This window comes from Clostridium amazonense (genome assembly GCF_056431285.1).
The window spans coordinates 198,652-218,662 of sequence record NZ_JBWKMH010000003.1 but is presented as its reverse complement, the minus strand read 5'-3'; the positions used below and the strand labels follow the sequence as shown (position 1 = coordinate 218,662).

Here is a 20,011-nt window from a genome sequence, read left to right as displayed (position 1 = left end):
AATAAAGGAATCCACTTTTTAATATTTTATTATAAAGATTCTCTATATATTGCTTCTACAACTTCTTTTGTAGCCTTAACTGGTGCTAGTGATAATAATAAATCAAGGCTTGGTGTTGTAAATGCTAATTCAACTAATTTAGGTACATCCTTTTCTGTAAATCCTAAATCTTTTAATGTTTCTTTTATTCCAACTGATACAAGCCATTCTTTAACTTTTAATGCTGCTTCTTCAGCTTCATTTTCTTTTCCTTCTAATTGTACAATTGGTCTAAGTATTTCTGCTAATACTTCACTACATGCTGGATATATATGTCTTATTACTGCTGGTAATAAAACTGCAAGTCCTAATCCATGTGTGATATCTGGTTTTACAGCACTTAATGGATGTTCTAATGCATGAGTATAGTGAAGCATTCCATTATCAAAGCATACACCACCTATCATAGATGCATATGTTAAGAAATAACGAGCTTCTATATTGTTAGGTTCTTCTAATGCCACTGGTAAATACTGATGTACAAGTCTTATAGTTTCTTTTGCTAACATTACACAATATGGACTTGTAACTAATGAAGTTGCTGCTTCTACAACATGGTTAACAGCATCTACAGAAGTATAGCAAGTCTGTCCTTTTCCAAGTCCAACCATTAAATTTGGATCATCTATTGCATACATTGGGTAACATACTTCATAAGCTATAGCTGGCTTATATTCCTTTTCAAGTAAACTTACAACAGCAAATCTATCAACTTCTGTACCTGTTCCATGAGTTGTGTTAATTGCAATTATAGGTAATGCTTTATCTGGTGTAAATTTATATTCATATAAATCTGCTGTTGTATTTTCTTTATAACAGCACATAATAGCTACAGATTTTGCTGAATCGATTGGACTTCCCCCACCAATTCCTATTATAGCTTCTGCACCAAATTCTACAGCTAAGTCTCTTGCTTCATCACAATCATGTGAATTAGGGTTTGGTGTAATTTTATTATAAAGTAAATACTCAATTCCATTTTCTTCTAAAGCTTTTGATACAACGTCCCAAGCTCCTGTTTTTATATATGCTGCTTTTCCTGTAAGAATTGCAACTTTTTTAATTCCTTTGTTCACTAAATCTTTAGCTATATCATTAAATTTTTGTATTGCTCCTGCCCCTAAATATAAATGTGTTTTTGTAATAATTTCTCTCACTTCATTAACTGGCATAGTTTTTTCCCACATAATATAACTCCTCCAATATATATAAATTTGATTTTATTTTAAGAATATTTGAAATTTATTATATTAATATACTAATATAAACTTAGAGCATATTCAATAGATTTCGTTAAAAAAATATCAATTTTCTATTGTATTTTTTTCTTTATTTTAAAAATTTTAAAATAATTTAATAAAATACATTGTTTTCTACAAAATACTTGTTTTTTTTTAAATTCTTTGTATTTTTTTTAACAAGTTTTGATAATATTATTCTTACTTTTGTTTTCTATTTTTTTAATTGGTTATACTTTATGATATATTAGATATATATTTGTTTTAAAGGAGTATATTAATATATGTTTTCTGTAGATTTTGAAAAATTACTTGCAAATTGTTTTTATTATAAATATTCAGATGGATGTTCTTTATTTAGAAAAGATAAGGTAGCTATAACAAATATAGATGTAAATGATATCAATTGTTTCTTTGCTTCTGGAATAGTTAAAGATTCAAATAATTCATTGTATAAAACTAGTATTACTGTTAGTCATGATGGTTCAATTTTAAATATGCATTGTAGTTGTGATGATTATGACACAAATGAACCTTGTACTCACATTTATGCATTGGCACTAAAATACAATTATGAAATTTCAAATCAACCTGAAATAGTAAATAAACTAAACTATTTAACTTTAATTTCTAATATAAATGAAAATATTTCTTCAGTTGATGTTGAGAAAAAAGAATTAGATTTAGAAATTCATTTAAATATAAATAATGAATTAAAAAATGATTGTATTTGTTCTTTAAGCTTTAAGGTAGGTGAAAATAAAAAATATGTAATTAAATCTATTAAAAACTTTTTAAACTGTTTAGACTCAAATTTACCACTACAGTTTGGAAAAGGCTTTACCTTTAATCCTCAAATTCATAAATTTTCTAAAATAGATAAAGAAGTTTTTTCTTTACTTAGTTCTATACTAGAAATTCAAAATATTAATTCAAACACTTATTATAATAATAAAAATCTGATAAGTGGTAAGGATATTATATTACCAAATTCTATTGGAAAGAGATTTTTTAACATATTGAAAGAAAAGTCGTTTTTTCTAAAATACAATAGTTTTGACTTTGGAGCTAAAACCATTATATGTGAAGACCTACCTATTTCCTTTGACATTTCTAAGGGAAATAGTGAAATCACAGTAAATTTGAAAGATAAAAATATATTTCCTATTTTCAATGGTGAATACTATTTATATGGTTCTACCCTATATTACCCTAATGAAAATCAAAGAAAATTTTTAAAAGCTTTCTGCAATTGTGACAAAGTAATTATTCCTGAAAATGAAATAAATAGATTATCAAAAGTTATACTTCCAACAATAAAGGCAATTTCTAATAAAATTAATATAACAGATAATCTTAAAGAAATTATAATAGATGATCCTCTAATTATTAATTTATACCTTGATAAAATTAATGACTCAATTGAATTAAAAATTGAATTTTGTTATGGTGATATAAAGTTTAATCCATTAAATGAATCAATTGATTCTAAAGGACTTATAATAAGAGACATAGGAAAAGAAACCTCTATACTTTCATTTATTGAAACTTTTGGTTTTGATAAAAAAGAATCCTCTTATTATATGGAAGATGAAAGTTCTATTATTAATTTTATATCTAAAGGCATTGATGACCTTAAAAATCAATGTATTATATACTACTCTGAAAATTTTAAAACATTAAAAATACATAAAAATTCGAGAATTAATTCTTCTATAAAATTAACTGATAATAATTTGTTAGATTTTTCTTTTTCAATAGATAATATTAGTAAAAATGAATTGAAGGATGTTTTAAAATCTATAAAACTTAATAAAAAATATCATCGACTTAAAAATGGTTCTTTTTTGTTGTTAGATAACCCTGATTTAGTTAATTTTACAAATACAATTGATTACTTGAACTTAAAATCTAAAGATTTAGAAAATGATAGTATATTGTTATCTAAGTATAATGCATTATATTTAGATAATAAATTTCAAAACAACAATACATTAAAGGTTGAAAAAAATAAAAATTTTAGAAATTTAATAACAAACTTCAAATCTGTAGATGAAAGTGATTTTAAAGTACCTTCTTCGATTAATGCATCACTAAGGGAATATCAAGAGATAGGTTTTAAATGGTTTAAAACTCTTTCTCAATTTGGATTTGGTGGAATATTAGCTGATGAAATGGGTCTTGGTAAAACACTACAATCAATAACATTTATAGATTCTATACACAAAGAATTTAAAGAACCAACTTTAGTTATTTGTCCTACATCACTTGTTTATAATTGGGAAAGTGAATTTAATAAATTTGCTCCCCATATAAAAACTTTAGTTATTAGTGGTAATAAGGATTTACGATTATCAAAATTAGAATTACTATCTGATTTTGATGTAATAATAACTTCTTATCCCTTAGTTAGAATTGATATAGATAATTATAAAAAAATTAATTTTTCATACTGTTTTTTAGATGAAGCACAACAAATAAAAAATCCTGACTCTTTAACAACCAATGCTATTAAAGAAATTAGAGCTACTGGTAAGTTTGCTCTTACTGGAACACCTATAGAAAATTCTCTTACTGAACTTTGGTCTATATTTGATTTTATAATGCCAGGATATATGTTAAACTTAAATAAATTTAAAAATAATTATGAAAAGCCAATATTTAAAAATAATGATAAAACTGCTCTTGAAGAGCTTAATAAACATATAAAACCTTTTATACTGAGAAGAAGGAAAAAAGAAGTTTTAAAAGAACTTCCTGATAAAATGGAACAAACTATATTAATAGATTTAAATGAAGAACAAAAAAAATTATACTATTCTTATGTTGAAAATTATAAAAAAGAAATCGAAAATGAAGTAAATTCAAATGGATTTAATAAAAGTAAACTTAAAATACTTTCATTATTAACACGACTTCGTCAATTATGTTGTGATCCATCTAGTTTTATAGAAAATTATTCTGGAAGTAGTTCTAAAGTTGATTCTCTTATGGAAATTTTAGATTCTAGCATTTCCGAAAATCATAGAGTTCTTATTTTTTCTCAATTTACTTCTACTTTAAAAAATATATCAAAACAACTTGAAGATAGAAATATATATTTTTTATACCTAGATGGAAGTACTAAAAGTTCTGAGAGATTAGAACTTGTTAATAAATTTAATTCTGGTGTAGGTAGTGTATTTCTAATTTCATTAAAAGCTGGAGGAAATGGACTTAATCTTACTAGTGCTGATACTGTAATTCATTTTGATCCTTGGTGGAATCCAGCTGTTGAAAACCAAGCTACCGATAGAGCCCATAGAATTGGTCAAACTAAAAAAGTTGATGTAATAAAACTTATAACTAAAGGAACAATTGAAGAAAAAATTCAAATACTTCAATCCAAAAAACAAGAAATTTTTAATATGACTGTTGAAGAAAATGCTTCTTCTGATAATATAATTTCAAAAATGACTGAGGATGATTTAAATATGTTATTAAGTTAATTGTCTACAACATTTTCATTATATATATTACTACATATATATACAAATATAATAATTCCAATGCTTATAAAATAAAAAATCAAGTATTAAAACATACTTGATTTTTTATATCTATCTAATTTTTTTATAGGCTTAAAATTAATTCTAAAATCTATTTATTCAATAAATGTTGTAATCCACTTTGATTTAAAATTCCCTCTACTGCTAATTCTAATTTTAAAGGTGATTCAAAATGTATACTTTCATTAATTGATACATTTTCAGTAATTTCTCCTAAAAACCACTTATTATAATATTTAAAATTAGCTATATACTTTAAACTTATATCTGTAACAAGCATATCCTTATCTCCTAATGGGTTGAAACGCTTAATTTCATCAGATTGTCTAATATTTGCTACAGTATGCCTTTTATTATCTACATCCATTATAGATATATAAAATATATTTTCCCCAATTGTATTTAAATTTTCATTACACATAATAACCCCCCTATTGTAAAATATTTATAATTTTATAAATTTGCTTAAAATTCTAAATATTGAAAATTCACCTGTTATATTTATAACAATCCCCTTACATTTATAATATTATGTTATCTAACTATTGTCAATATATTTTTATATTTTATTATTTTATTTATTGTATGTATTTAAGTAGCTTTAAGTTACTTAAATACATTCTATTTTCATTCTTTTATTTTTCAAACCATCACTTTTATCATAATTTCTTTTCTCATAAGCCTTACAATGTAATTGTTTTCTAAATACTATGTTTGATAAAAAAAACACTAAATACTTCTATTTATATAACAAATTTATATTTCTATAGTTAAAATTTAATTTTATTTTAATAAGTTTATGATATTATGTTTTTGAAATGTTAAATATGGGGGTAATCTTTTTATGAATATTCTTTTGTTATCTTTTAGTGGAAGAGACAATGGCAATTGTAATGGTATTTTAAAATTTATAACTCACCATTATGATACACATTCAGTTTCATCAATAAATATAAAGAATTTAAACATACATGGATGTTTTAACTGTAATTATCAATGTTTTAATTCTTCTTTACTTTGTCCTTATATTAATGATGATATAGAATTAATATATAACAAAATAATAAATAGTGATTTAACTATTTTTTTAGTACCTACATATAGTGAAGCTCCACCTTCATTGTACTTTGCTTTTAGAGAATGTTCCCAATGCGTTTTTAAAAGTGATACATTTTATAAAAATTATACTGATGTAAAAAAAGCCTTTATTGTTCTAGGAAACAAAACGTCTGGTGGATTAGATACTGTGAATATCTTACTTAATGAAGAAAAGAAGTATACCTATGAGTCTGTTCTTCTTCTTCAAAGTCATAATTATAATCAAAGTTCAATTAAAGGTGAACTTATAAAGTGTAAAACTGTTCAAAATGAAATAATAAACTTTATAGATTCCTTAATTTAAAATATAAAAAGACTGTATTTTACTACAGCCTTTTTTACTCTATTTAATTTTTTTAATTGGAAAATATACTTCTGTTATAAATTCATCTATATTATTTGTAGTTGTAAAGCCTTTTATATATTGCTCATAAGGAGCATCTATTAATTTATAATTATTTTTCTCTACCCACTCCATTAATTTTCCATATACATTATTTAGATTTGAATATGCTCCTTTACAAATACCTTTTGCACATAAACCACCTTTTAATATTCTTGTATTTTTACATTCTTGTAATACAGGAATTGCTACCTCTGTATCATTATCTAAATGATTAAATTCCGTATCATGATAAATAGACATTGGTGCTCCTATCACTTTAATTTTTTCTTTACTTACTATTTCAAATAATCTTCCTATATACTTTCCATAATCCTCAGTGCTCATTCTTTGTCTACTAGATAATATTATTTGGTCCTCTTTTGTAACTAATTCTACACTTATATTCTCAATAAATGCCATTATATCCACTCCATTTCTTAAATTTACAATATCCTCTTTAATACTTTTTCCCATATTTTCATATTGACTAATTTTTTCATTTATATAAGTTAATTTTTCTGTTATCTTTTGTAACGTATACTTATCATTATTTTTTTTCATAATAGAGGCTATCTCCTCAAGAGAAAAGTCATATCCTTTGAGTCTATTGATTAAAAGCATCTTACGAATTTGAGATATATCATAAAATCTATATCCATTTTCCTCATTTATTCTTTTAGGTTTTATAAGATTAATGTCATCATAATGTCTTAAAGTTCTTGTTGTCACTCCACAAATTTTAGAGAATTCTCCTATTGAAAGCATATTTTTTACCTCCATAAATAAACTTCTTAGTTAACTATATTTAAATTATAATGTTTTCCGTTACGTTAAAGTCAACATAAAAAAATAAACTTAGAGATATAATCCCTAAGTCTATTTTTTACATATTTTTTATATTACATTTTTTTATGGAATGTTCTATTTATAACATCTAATTGTTGTTCTCTAGTTAATTTTATGAAGTTAACTGCATATCCAGATACTCTGATTGTTAATTGAGGGTATAACTCTGGATGATCCATTGCATCTAATAATGTTTCTCTATTGAACACATTAACATTTAAGTGATGTGCATTTTGACTAAAGTATCCGTCCATCATAGCACTTAAAGTTGTTATTCTCTCATCAGCAGATTTTCCTAATGCATCTGGAATTATTGAGAATGTGTTTGATATTCCATCTTGAGAATCTTCATATGGTAATTTAGCAACTGAGTTTAATGATGCTAATGAACCACTGTTATCTCTTCCGTGCATTGGGTTAGCTCCTGGTGCAAATGGCTCTCCTGCTTTTCTTCCATCAGGTGTAGTTCCTGTTTTCTTACCATAAACTACGTTTGATGTTATAGTTAATACTGATTGAGTATGGTATGCATTTCTGTATGTCTTATTCTTTCTGATTTTGTTCATCATGTTTTCAACTAAGAATACTGCTATATCATCAACTCTATCATCATCATTTCCGTATTTTGGATAGTCTCCTTCTATTTCAAAGTCAACTGCTATTCCTTCTTCATTTCTTATTGGCTTAACTTTAGCATATTTAATTGCTGATAATGAATCTGCACATACAGATAATCCAGCTATTCCACATGCCATTGTTCTAAATACATCTCTGTCATGTAATGCCATTTGTAATGATTCATAAGAATATTTATCGTGCATGTAGTGAATTACATTTAATGTATTTACATAAAGGTTTGCTAACCAATCTGTCATAACATCAAATTTTTCCATTACTTCATCATAATTTAAGTATTCACTTGAAATGCCTTCCATTTTAGGACCAACTTGTACTCCACTCTTCTCATCTCTTCCACCATTTATAGTGTAAAGTAATGTTTTAGCTAAGTTAACTCTTGCTCCGAAGAATTGCATTTGCTTTCCAACTCTCATAGCAGATACACAGCAAGCTATTGCATAATCGTCTCCCCAGTATGGTTTCATTAAATCATCATTCTCGTATTGAACAGAACTTGTGTCTATTGAAACTTTTGAGCAGAAATCCTTAAATCCTTGTGGTAAATGTGTTGACCATAAAACTGTTAAGTTTGGTTCTGGTGAAGCTCCTAAAGTATATAATGTATTTAATATTCTAAATGAGTTCTTAGTAACTAAAGTTCTACCATCTAGTCCCATACCACCAATTGACTCTGTTACCCAAGTTGGGTCTCCTGAGAATAAGTCATTATATTCTGGAGTTCTTAAGAATTTAACAAGTCTTAATTTCATTACAAAATGATCTACTAACTCTTGTGCTTCTTCTTCTGTTATTAATCCAGCTTCTAAATCTCTTTGAATGTAGATATCTATAAATGTAGATGTTCTACCAAGTGACATTGCTGCTCCATTTTGTTGTTTTATTGAACCTAAATATCCAAAGTATAACCATTGAATAGCTTCTTTTGCATTTGTAGCTGGTTTTGATATATCTAAACCATATGTTAAAGCTAATCCTTTTAATTCTTCTAAAGCTTTTATTTGATCAGAAATTTCTTCTCTTAATCTGATAACTTCTTCATCTATACAGCTTACTTCTAATGTATCTTTTTGCTCTATTTTATCTTGTATTAATCTATCAACACCATAAAGTGCAACTCTTCTATAGTCTCCTATTATTCTTCCTCTACCATAAGCATCTGGAAGTCCTGTTATGATTCCATATTTTCTAGCTGCTCTCATATCTTTTGTATAAGCATCAAAAACTCCTTGATTGTGAGTTTTTCTATATTTAGTAAATATTTCTGGTATTGAAGGATCTACTTCATATCCATAAGCTTTACAAGAAGTTTCAACCATTCTTATTCCACCATATGGCATTACAGCTCTTTTTAATGGTGCATCTGTTTGAACTCCAACTATTTTTTCAATTGCTTTATCTATATATCCTGGATCATATGCGTTTATATCAGATACTGTTTTTGTATCAACATCTAAAACTCCGCCATTATCTCTTTCTTTTTTAAATAATTCACTTACTTCATCCCATAGTTTTTTAGTATTTTCAGTAGCGCCTTTTAAGAAACTGCTATCCCCTTCATATGGAGTATAGTTTGTTTGAATGAAATTTCTTAAGTCTATTTTTTTTGTCCAATTTCCTTGTTTAAAGTTTTTCCATTGTTCTTGCATAAATAGCTACCTCTTTTCTTATCTTTAATTCATTATTTATTAATAATGAATATTATGTAATAACTCTTGTTGAATAAATAATATCATACCTATTTTAAAATTGCAACAGATTTTTTTCTGTTATATTAAATATTTTTTTAATTATGTTCTTCTATAATTCTTTTAATCTTATAGATACATCTACAACCATTGCAAATCCCTGTAGCTGCAAGAGTTTTCTCTTTTATTTCATCTATACTTCCAGCTCCATTTTCAACAGCTTCAATAATCTGTTCTTCTGTTATATGATTGCATAAACACAGTATGTTTTCTTTACTCATATTTAACACTTCCTTTTTTATATTAGTATTAGTGTTATTGTGTTTTTAAATTCATTTATGTTTTTAGCCTTAATTTTAATTCTATCAAAATTTATCGCGAAATATAATGTATAAATTATGGTAATTAAGTATTTTCTCTATATTTAACAAAAATAGAACGCGCTTAAAAGCACGTTCTATTCTGTATATTCTATATAGTCTTCATTTAAAATAATTTTTTTACTTTTTTTATTATTACAATTATATATATAATCTCCCATTAATCTAGAATTATATATATTGGATTCTCCTATAAAATAATATAATTTTTCTTTATCTAAATCATAAAAAAACTTCTTAAATTCTCCTGTTATATTTGTATGAAAAACTAATCTATTGCTATCTAAATATAAATCGTGAATTATATATTTAGATTCAACAATAGTTTTTTCATTTCCATTTAAATCAACTTCAATTAATTTATTTAAATTAGTTTCTGATTCTTTTATTATATATATTTTATCATCCTGCATAATTAATGAATTATTTTCTTCACACTTAAAAATTTTTTTAGTTTCTTTACTATTTAAATTATATACATTTATATAGCCTTTATTTATCCATATTAAATTATCTTTATAAATATTAACTGGCATTTCCATAGCATCTTCAATCTCTGCTATTACTTTAGTTTCATTACTATTTATATTTTTTAATTCTATAAATCCTTTTCCTTCAGTAAAATATGAATAAACCAAGTTATCATCGTATATTGAAAAATTTCTTATACAATATATATTTTTTTCATCAAACAATTTTTCCAATAAAATTTTTTCTTCTCCATCAGTCAAGGATATTCCTGCAATTTTTTGACCATTAATATCTGAAATTAGTATTGTATTATCATCTACCCTAATTTTACTAAAACCTATAACACTATTAGTTCCATTTATTTTTATATCTTTGATTTTCCTTTTATTAGTTTTTCTATCATAAATCTCTAATTTTAAACGTACCTTATTATAATATGGCTTTTCATAAATAGCGTAATAATATTTTTCACTACTTCCCAATTCAATATATTTCTTTGGATCTTCTTTATCAAAAAAAATAATAACTAACATTGTTAACACTGTAACTACTATTACTTCCAAAAGCTTTCTTTTTCTTATTTTCATATTCTCATTCACCTTTCAAAACTTTTACCAAATGTATACATAGTTAAATATTAACATATTTCACCATAGGCTTCCAATCTCAAATTTAAACTAACCCTTTTATAAAATGATACTGTTATAATTAAAGTTTATTGCTATTTTTATATTGTTTTCAACTAATTTGTTTTGCAACTTTAATAAAAAAGGATTATGGATTTAATTATTTAAAACAAAATCCATAATCCTCTATATTTTTAATCTAGTTTAAATTGAGATACAGACTCAATTAAATTTGATGCTATTACTGAATTTTTTTCTGTTTCGTTTACAATAGTATTATTTTTATTATTCACCATTGAAACACTCTCAGCTATATCACCTGATGATGCAGTAACTTGTGCTACAGAAGTAGATACTTCTTCCATACTCATTACTATATTATCTATTGAATTTGAAACATTCTCTGCTACCTTAGCAAAATTTTCTACTAAATCTTTCACAGTATCTCCATCATTTTTATATTCAATACTAACATTTATAAGTTCATTATAATCTTTAAGTACATCTAGTTCTATAAATTTTAACACTTCTTTTGAAGAACTTGAAAGTTCTTCAACTGCACCTAAAACCTTATTAACATTACTTTGTATTTCTGTAACAGCATTAGATGATTCTTCTGCAAGTTTTCTAACCTCTTCTGCAACTACAGCAAATCCTTTTCCATGTTCCCCTGCTCTAGCTGCTTCTATAGCTGCATTTAATGCTAAAAGATTAGTTTGTTCTGATATTCCTAAAATACTATTAGCCATATCTAAAATATTTTCTACAACTTTAGAATCTTCTATAGCTTTTTCAAGTTTATTTTTTGAAATTTCATATATTTTTTCAGCATTCTCTTTAGATTTAGATGAATTATTTTTTATACTTTCAGCTCTTTTTTGTATACCAATAGCTATATCAAGACCTTCTTTAGCCCTTTCTGAAGATGTTTCTGCCTCTTGCTTAACTGTATTTGCCATAGATGTAATTTCTTGAACTGATGCTGAAGATTCCTCCATTCCAGCAGATATTTCTTCTGTTGATGCTGATACCTGTTGTATTTCATCATATACATCATTAAACATTTCACTAGTGACTTTAACACTTTTTGCTATATCATTACTTTCACTTTTTACTGAAATCATTGTTTCTTTTAACTTTTTAATTGCATTGTTAATAGCTATTACTGTCTGACCTATTTCATCTTTAGCATAGCATTTTATTTCTACACTTAAATCTCCATCTTCTATCTTTTTAGTAGCCTCTGCAACTTCCCTCATTTGTTCTTTTATAGTTTTTAATATTAAATATCCAAAGAAAACTCCTATTCCTATTCCTACAATAGATAAAACTCCTAAAATGCTTATAAACCTATTCATATCAGAGCTAGTTTTGCCTGCTACTCCTTTACTTATATCATTTATCCAATTTAGCATTTCATTTATATCTATTGACCATTGATTTCCTTGTGTTTCTAAACTTGATACTATATTTTCTAATTCTTTATTACTTACATTTTCCTTCATACCATCTTCAATAGCCTTGTATACTATATTTATTCCATCCACTCTGCTTTTTTCAATCTTAGCCATTATTTCTTTGCCTTGTGGTCTTGTAATGTTTTCTTTAAGTTGGGATTCTAACTTCATATAATCCTCTACTTTTTTATCTATATTTTCTTTTTGCATTTTCATAAATTCGTTGCTATTACTAATACATAAATTTCTTATAGATATTGATATTTCATTTATATCTGCTCTCATATTATTTATAACTTCTTGTTTTTCACTATTTGTTATAGTTATTTCTGCTAATGATTTTTCTATACCCTTTAATTCAAATATAGTTGTCAATGATATTATCATCATAAGACATATAATCATTCCAAAGCCCATTATAAGCTTAGTTGATAATTTAATTTTTTTTAAATTCATTTGTACTTCGCCCTTTCTTTCATCTATAAGTATTGTAGATTCAAATATTTTTTTAAGCTAAAAGCTGCTCTTTTTTAAATTAACTTTATTTCCACGAAAAAACTACATAGAATACATATAATTAATCCATTATATGTATTCTATGTATACAAAAAACTATCTATTTTATTTGTACTTCTTTTATAAGAAAAACATTATAAAAATAATTTATTTTACTGTAATTTCATTAATATTATTTGAACCTTAACTAAAATATACTCGTATTATTAAACTATAACTTTAATAATAAATAAAGTATTTACTAAAACTTCACAAATTTTAATATGCATACAATTTTAAATTTATACATCTTTATAGACACTTCATAACCTAACATTTAAAATAAAGTATATAATACATATATAGTGAACTACTTTCAAGCTTTAATTTAATTCTATTTTATTACCTAAATAATTATTAAACATAAATCAATTGAAGTTTTTCTACTATTTTTTATTAATATAACAAAAAATATTTTGAGGTGAATCATGAATAACTTAAATATACAACCAATAAGAAATAAAAAAGCATATTTTCAGATAATCGAAACATTTATTAACCTAATAATTAGTAACCAACTTGAATATGGTGAAAAATTATATAACGAACCAGAGTTAATGGAAATATTAAATGTTAGTCGACCAACATTGCGTGAAGCTTTACGTGTCATGGAGTTCCTTGGAATTGTAGTTGTTTCTCCAAGAAAAGGAATATCAATTAGTGACCCTAAAAACAACAATTATTACTTACCTTTAACTTATATATTGGCATTTGAAAAAACAAGTAATACTGATTTATTTGAACTTAGAATGTCTATTGAACTAGAAATGGTTGGTTTAGCAGCTAAAAGAGCAACAGATGAAGATTTTAATAAACTAAAGGATATATCAAATAAATTAATTGATTTAGACAAAAGCGACATTAAAAATTTTACTAAACTTGATCAATTATTTCATATAACTATTTTAAACAGTTCTAAAAATGAATTATGTTGTAAGTTAATGAATACACTCAATGCTTTAATTTATGACCAATTAGAGCAAATACATATGGCATTAACAAATGATGATAGAAACAATACTATAGAAAAGCATAAAGCTATTTATGACGCACTTATATCTAGAAATGAAGAACTAGCTAGAAATGCTATGCGTAGCCATCTTGAACACGCATATGGTGTTACAAAAGAACTTCCGAGTGTTTTTCATAACACATTTAAAACAAATTAAATTTAATTTGTTTTAAATATAAAAAATCACCAACTACTTTTAAGGTTGGTGATTTTTTATATGACTAATATTATATTTTATTGTAAAAGTATTTTATATATAGGAATTATAAATAAACTCAATATTGTAGATATTGTAATCATAATAGCTGCATATTGATAATCAGCATCATATGATTTTGATACTATAGCTGTATTAGTCATTACAGGCATTGCCGCTTGTATAATAAATACTTTTGCCATAAGACTAGGTAATGGAAAGAATTTGCATAATACTACAACTAATAATGGTGATATAATAAATCTTCCTAATAAAACACCCCATATATCTTTATCAAAATGTAACCCTTTTAAATTTATATAAAACATTGTGTTACCTATAAATAGCATTGATAAAGGTGTAGTTAAGTTACCTAAATATTTGCAAGTATCCATGATAAATTTAGGTACTGGAACTGCTAACATAATTAATATTATAGCAACTATAAATCCCATTAACGGAGGTGAAAATATTCTTTTTAATGTGTTTAGTGATAAAAAGCCTTGTAGCTCTCCACCACCATCCTTGCTTATTTCAAAAACTCCTATAGTCCAGAAAAATGTAGTATTTGCTATATAATATAATAAAACATAAGGTACACTTTCTGAACCAAACAATGCTAAATTAACTGGTAATCCTATAAATATAGTATTTGATACGAAAAACATTGATAAAAATGTTCCTTTTCTCTTAGGTGTAATATTAAACACTTTTATAAACACTTTACCAATCAAATAAGTAAGTGCTATTGAAAGAAATGGCACTATTAATCCTTTACCTAAACTTAAAAGTTTTGCTCTGTCAAAATCAGACATAAGATTATTGATCATTAATGCTGGTAAGGATACATTTATTACAATTCTTGAAAATAATTTTGCTCCCTTTTTATCTATCCATTCCTTTTTAGTCAAAATATATCCAATAGCTATCATTATTATAATACTAAATATACTCCCAAATGCAGTTAAAAGCTCCATAACAATCCCCCTTAGTAATTTTATTATTATACTAAACTATTGTTTTTATTTTTTATATGATAATTCTAATTCACATTTGAAATTTTTACAAATCTATTTCTTACATATATTTTTTGTTGCAATAATATTTGAATTAAGCCCTAAAACATTTTCAATAATTATTTCATTTACTTTTATAGGTGCTTCAATCTCTTTGTTTTTAATTTCTTTCATAACATCAAATATCTTTTCTTTAGGTATAGCTTTATTAGTTCTCACACTAACTAAAGATTCTTCACCATTTTTAACCTTAATTAATGATGCAATTGTTCTCTTAGGATTTGTTATCTCCTGTGATGCATACTCTATACCTCTTTTACAAGATGCTCCAATTATATTTTTTATGTTTTTTCCTTCTATATCTAAACACAATTCACATCCATTAGGACAAATTATGCATGTCATTTCTTTTTTCATTAAACAGCCACCACCTTAATATGTTCTTTGCTAATAATTTCTTCTTTTTTTAATGTTATGTGTATCATTTCAGCTGGATTTAATTTTTTAAGTTTTTTCACTTTAATTAGTTTATCACCTTGTCTAATCTCTATAGCACCATCTCTTGAAGGTTTTGATACTCTTAAAGAAATTTCTATATCTTTTTCACCACTTATTTTTTGTGGAACTACATTATTAATAGTTTTATCTCCACTTACAAGTATTTTGCTTTTCTCTTCATTTTGACACCTTATATATCTTGCTGCTGACTCACCTAATTTTTCTCCCTCATTAGATACAAAGTCAACTAAATCATGTACATGAAGTACATTGCCAGCAGCATAAATTCCCTCAACACTAGTTTGTAGGTTTTCATCTACAATTGGTCCTTTAGTCCTTTCATCAAGTTCAACACCTGCTTTAATTGATAATTCATTTTCTGGAATAAGACCTACTGACAATATTAAAGTATCACATTTATATTCTGTCTCACTACCATTTACTACTTGTCCTTTTTCATCTATCTTACTTACAATTACAGATTCTAATCTTTCTTTCCCTTTAATATTAGTTACTGTATGACTTAAATATAATGGAATATCATAATCATTTAAACATTGCTGAATATTTCTTGGAAGTCCACTTGGATATGGTAACTTTTCTATTACTGCTAAAACTTTTGCACCTTCTAATGTAAGTCTTCTTGCCATTATAAGTCCTATATCTCCAGAACCTAATATAACTACTTTTTTTCCTACCATAATATTTTTTAAGTTCATATAATTTTGAGCTACCCCTGCTGTAAATACACCTGCTGGTCTAGTACCTGGAATGCTAATTGCTCCTCTTGTCCTTTCTCTGCATCCCATAGCTAAAACAACCACTTTAGCTTTATACTTTTTAAGTCCATTTCTTGTAGCTGCTACAACTTCTTTATTATTAGTAAGATTTATTACAGTTGCACCTGTTTCTACTTCAATATTTGCACTTTTAACTAATAATGCAAACCTATTTGCATATTCGGGCCCACTAAGTGCTTCATTAAATCTTACAAGACCAAATCCATCGTGAATACATTGTCTTAGTATACCGCCTTCCTTATTTTCTCTCTCTAATATCAGTATGTCATCTATCCCTTTTTCTTTTAATTTCAAAGCAGCTGCAAGTCCTGCAGGCCCTGCACCAATAATAATTGCATCTTTTAATATAGCTTCCATTATCTCACCTTCCCTACAAACATCTTTCCATTTTCCCTTGAATATTTTAATTCATCTGTATTACTATTTTTTTCTTTCATAATAATTTCTGCAATTCTAGTTTGACAATATCCTCCTTGACATCTTCCCATCATAGCCCTAGTTCTATATTTAATTCCAGTTACAGTACCTACCCCTAAAGGATTTCTAACAGCACTAAGTATTTCTGCTTTAGTAATAGTTTCACATCTACAAATTATTTCACCATAATCTGGATTTTCTCTTATTAATTCTGCTTGTTTTTCTTCTGACTGCTCTGAAAATTTCACTATACCTTTTCTTATAGGATTAAATTTCTTATTTTCTTTTAAAGTTTCCTTGTTTTTTATTTTTTCTACTACATATCTTGCAATAGGTACTGCTGATGTTAATCCTGGAGATTCAATTCCCACTAAATTAATTACATTTGGTATTTCTTTTCTTTCCTCAATTACAAAATCAGCGTATCCCCCTTTTTCTTTACTAACAAGTTTTGGTCTAATACCTGAAAAATTTCTAATAAAATGTTCTCTTTTTATTTGTGGTAATATTTTTCTACCTTCCCTAACAAGCATGTCCATAACTTCTTCAGTAGCTGAATAGTTATCATTTTCATCTATATAATCAGCACTTGGACCTATAAATATATTTCCATGTATTGAAGGTGTAAGATGTATTCCTAGTCCACCTTCTTTTTTATTTGGTACTGGATATGCTGGAATATTTAAATATTTTCCTGCCTTTTGATCTAAAATAAAATATTCTCCTCTACATGGATATATTGTATAGTCTGTAATCCCTAACATTCTAGCTATTTTATCTGAATTTAATCCAGCACTATTTATTACCCATTTAGTAAAATATGTTTCTTTATTTGTTATAATTTCATAGTATTGTTCTTTTCTCTTTATCTCTTTAACTTCTCTACCTAAATAAAATTCAACTCCATTTTCACATGCATTTTCAGCTAATGCAATCGTGTATATAAATGGATCCAATATTCCTGTCATTGGCGAATATAATGCTTTTGTTCCTTTAACATTTGGTGCTAATTCCTTAATTCTTTTTTCAGATACAATTTCTAAACCTTTAACACCATTTTTATCTCCTTTTTCTTTTAGCTCTTCCAATACTTTTATATCTTCATCACTAAAACCAGTTACTAACTTACCAGTTCTTTTAAAAGGTATATTAAGTTCTTTTGCTACTTTATCAAAACCCTGATTTCCTTCTACACAAAATTTTGCCATAAGCGAACCTGGTTTATTGTTAAAGCCAGCATGAAGTACTCCACTATTTCTCCCACTAGTTTCGCATACTACATCCAATTCTTTTTCTAATACCCCTACATTTAAATCATATCTTGAAAATTCTCTTGCAATAGCACTACCAACTACACCTGAGCCAATAACTATTACATCATATTGTTTTTTAGTCACTTTCCTCACCTCATCTTGAAATATAAAATTAATTTAGTTTAATTAGTATACTGAATTAACTTAATTTTAAGTTTAATCATTTCTGAATATTTTGTCAATTATATTTCCAAATATTTTAAATTTCTATTTTAATATTAAAATCTATTCAAATATAGTATTTTTAAAAAAAACTCTAGGTGTTCTACTTTACCTAGAGTTTTTTATATATTATTTTTATTCTTCAGATTTCTGTTTCCATTTATTTATTTTTTTAGAATACAACTCTTCTACTAACTTTTCATCTACCTCATTATCACTAACTTGACTTATTAAAGAAGTTGCAACTATAATTACATCTAAACATTCTTCAATTACATCTTTTTTATCTTTATTCTTATATCCACATCCACATGCATTTGAATAACTTAATATTGCCTCAGATACTTCTCCTACTTCCTCCGAAAGTTTTAATGCTCTTTCAATCAAATTTTTTTTATCTAGTTTTGTAAGATTTTCTATAACTTCAAAATCTACTAACACTTTATTTTTCATTATTTATCTCCTTCTTACTTTACATTTTATCTTATAAATTATATTCTAATAACTTTTAAGTAAAATATCTAATTTTATGATTATTTTTTATAAATTTGTAAATAAATAAGATAACTTACATATAATAAGTTGAAATAACTATTTTTAGATTAAAACAACCCTAAATTAAATTATAATTTTTGATTTTTCAGGAGTAAAATTAAAAGGTATTAAAAGTAATTTTATTGAATAATTTTACATATAAAGAGGTGTTATTATGGTAAAATACGAATTACCATTTAATTTTGATTTAAATTTACTAAATTTTATTGATGACAATATAGATAAAGACTGGATTGAATTTTTATTTTTATCACCTTTCAAAGATGATAGTAGTAATGCTAGAAGTCATGTTGAAGGAGTTGCTAAATCAAATTGGACATACACCGTTCCAAATTCACGAGATGATTATACAAACTTTATAAAAGAAATACAAAAACATGGAATAAAACCAGCTATACTCTTTCAAGAGGATACCCCTATAGCTAGTAATATACTAGACTATTATTTAAAACTTGGAGTAGATTCTTTTATCGTGAATTCTGATGAACTTGCTAAAAATATAAAAAAAATAGACTCTAAGCTTAAAGTAGTAGCTTCAATTACCAAGATATTATCTGCAAAAGATCTATGGGAAAATGATTATTCTATGTATGACAAAATAGTTTTGCACTTTCCATTTAACAGAGCATTATGCAAACTAAAAGAATTGCCTAGCTTTTATAAATATACATTAATAGCAAATTCTTATTGTGTTTATAATTGTAAATCTGCTAAAGACCATTGGAGTAGTACTAAAGAAACATCATCAAAAGTTCCTTGTCTAAAAAATATTAATAAAGATGATTTAATATATATACCACCAGAATATATTTATATGTTTGAACCTTATGTTGATAGTTTTAAAATACAAGGAAGAGAATATCCTACAAATATATTATCTGAAGAAATATATTGTTATTATAAAAAAATCCACAATCCATTAGCTGGCGCAATATATAATAGATTATCCCCATTTAATGGTTGTGAATATTTTAATAAAGGTAAAGACTTAGAATTTGTAAATTACAACAATCCTCATAGTGGTTTACCCCATCCTGCATAAAAAAGTGCTGAGTTTAAAATCTCAGCACTTTTT

General features: G+C 25.8%; 16 protein-coding genes. 4 read left to right on the top strand and 12 right to left on the bottom strand.

The window, feature by feature from the left end:
• Nucleotides 1-29: 29 nt before the first annotated feature.
• Complete coding sequence (locus AC07E4_RS01855) at nt 30-1,226, bottom strand: iron-containing alcohol dehydrogenase (protein WP_040327850.1); 1,197 nt, start codon at nt 1,224-1,226, stop codon at nt 30-32.
• 335 nt (nt 1,227-1,561) lie between these two features.
• On the opposite strand from AC07E4_RS01855, the gene AC07E4_RS01850 reads away from it, so the two are divergent.
• Nucleotides 1,562-4,765: a DEAD/DEAH box helicase gene (locus AC07E4_RS01850; RefSeq protein ID WP_478215609.1), complete on the top strand. Its 3,204-nt coding sequence runs from the start codon at nt 1,562-1,564 to the stop codon at nt 4,763-4,765.
• A gap of 151 nt (nt 4,766-4,916) precedes the next feature.
• Here the strand turns inward: AC07E4_RS01850 and AC07E4_RS01845 are convergent, their stop codons facing one another.
• The gene (locus AC07E4_RS01845; RefSeq protein ID WP_430830313.1) at nt 4,917-5,246 is read right to left on the bottom strand and encodes a hypothetical protein; all 330 of its coding nucleotides are present in this window, start codon (nt 5,244-5,246) and stop codon (nt 4,917-4,919) included.
• A 423-nt stretch (nt 5,247-5,669) separates the two neighbouring features.
• Here AC07E4_RS01845 and AC07E4_RS01840 point away from each other — a divergent pair, with 423 nt between their 5' ends.
• Entirely contained in the window at nt 5,670-6,227 is a 558-nt protein-coding gene (locus AC07E4_RS01840; RefSeq protein WP_478215608.1) for an NAD(P)H-dependent oxidoreductase, read from the top strand.
• A gap of 39 nt (nt 6,228-6,266) precedes the next feature.
• On the opposite strand, the gene AC07E4_RS01835 is transcribed toward AC07E4_RS01840, so the two are convergent.
• From AC07E4_RS01835 to AC07E4_RS01815, 5 genes are all read right to left on the bottom strand, one after another.
• Nucleotides 6,267-7,073, bottom strand: coding sequence for a MerR family transcriptional regulator (locus tag AC07E4_RS01835; protein WP_040327855.1), 807 nt, complete (start codon nt 7,071-7,073; stop codon nt 6,267-6,269).
• A gap of 134 nt (nt 7,074-7,207) precedes the next feature.
• Nucleotides 7,208-9,439, bottom strand: a complete 2,232-nt coding sequence (pflB, locus tag AC07E4_RS01830) for a formate C-acetyltransferase (protein WP_478215607.1) — start codon at nt 9,437-9,439, stop codon at nt 7,208-7,210.
• 137 nt (nt 9,440-9,576) lie between these two features.
• Nucleotides 9,577-9,759: a (2Fe-2S)-binding protein gene (locus tag AC07E4_RS01825; protein ID WP_040327857.1), complete on the bottom strand. Its 183-nt coding sequence runs from the start codon at nt 9,757-9,759 to the stop codon at nt 9,577-9,579.
• Between the two features lie 176 nt (nt 9,760-9,935).
• Nucleotides 9,936-10,916, bottom strand: coding sequence for a hypothetical protein (locus tag AC07E4_RS01820; RefSeq protein ID WP_040327858.1), 981 nt, complete (start codon nt 10,914-10,916; stop codon nt 9,936-9,938).
• Nucleotides 10,917-11,149: 233 nt separating this feature from the next.
• Nucleotides 11,150-12,868, bottom strand: coding sequence for a methyl-accepting chemotaxis protein (locus AC07E4_RS01815; protein WP_040327859.1), 1,719 nt, complete (start codon nt 12,866-12,868; stop codon nt 11,150-11,152).
• Between the two features lie 527 nt (nt 12,869-13,395).
• Here AC07E4_RS01815 and AC07E4_RS01810 point away from each other — a divergent pair.
• Nucleotides 13,396-14,136: a FadR/GntR family transcriptional regulator gene (locus AC07E4_RS01810; protein WP_040327860.1), complete on the top strand. Its 741-nt coding sequence runs from the start codon at nt 13,396-13,398 to the stop codon at nt 14,134-14,136.
• 77 nt (nt 14,137-14,213) lie between these two features.
• Here the strand turns inward: AC07E4_RS01810 and AC07E4_RS01805 are convergent, their stop codons facing one another.
• The 5 genes from AC07E4_RS01805 to AC07E4_RS01785 all read right to left on the bottom strand — a co-directional run bounded on the left by AC07E4_RS01805 (nt 14,214) and on the right by AC07E4_RS01785 (nt 18,834).
• Nucleotides 14,214-15,152 carry an AEC family transporter gene (locus tag AC07E4_RS01805; protein ID WP_040327862.1) on the bottom strand — a complete coding sequence of 313 codons (939 nt, stop codon included), beginning with the start codon at nt 15,150-15,152 and terminating at the stop codon, nt 14,214-14,216.
• Nucleotides 15,153-15,245: 93 nt separating this feature from the next.
• Nucleotides 15,246-15,608 carry a DUF1667 domain-containing protein gene (locus AC07E4_RS01800; protein WP_040327864.1) on the bottom strand — a complete coding sequence of 121 codons (363 nt, stop codon included), beginning with the start codon at nt 15,606-15,608 and terminating at the stop codon, nt 15,246-15,248.
• Nucleotides 15,608-16,846, bottom strand: a complete 1,239-nt coding sequence (locus AC07E4_RS01795; RefSeq protein WP_040327865.1) for an NAD(P)/FAD-dependent oxidoreductase — start codon at nt 16,844-16,846, stop codon at nt 15,608-15,610. The genes AC07E4_RS01800 and AC07E4_RS01795 overlap by 1 nt, the downstream gene beginning before the upstream one ends.
• The gene (locus AC07E4_RS01790; protein ID WP_478215606.1) at nt 16,846-18,303 is read right to left on the bottom strand and encodes an FAD-dependent oxidoreductase; all 1,458 of its coding nucleotides are present in this window, start codon (nt 18,301-18,303) and stop codon (nt 16,846-16,848) included. The genes AC07E4_RS01795 and AC07E4_RS01790 overlap by 1 nt, the downstream gene beginning before the upstream one ends.
• A 213-nt stretch (nt 18,304-18,516) precedes the next feature.
• Nucleotides 18,517-18,834 (bottom strand): MazG-like family protein, encoded by a 318-nt coding sequence (locus AC07E4_RS01785; RefSeq protein WP_478215605.1) that lies wholly within the window; start codon nt 18,832-18,834, stop codon nt 18,517-18,519.
• A gap of 256 nt (nt 18,835-19,090) precedes the next feature.
• On the opposite strand from AC07E4_RS01785, the gene AC07E4_RS01780 reads away from it, so the two are divergent.
• Nucleotides 19,091-19,978 carry a hypothetical protein gene (locus tag AC07E4_RS01780; RefSeq protein ID WP_051540196.1) on the top strand — a complete coding sequence of 296 codons (888 nt, stop codon included), beginning with the start codon at nt 19,091-19,093 and terminating at the stop codon, nt 19,976-19,978.
• Nucleotides 19,979-20,011 lie beyond the last annotated feature (33 nt).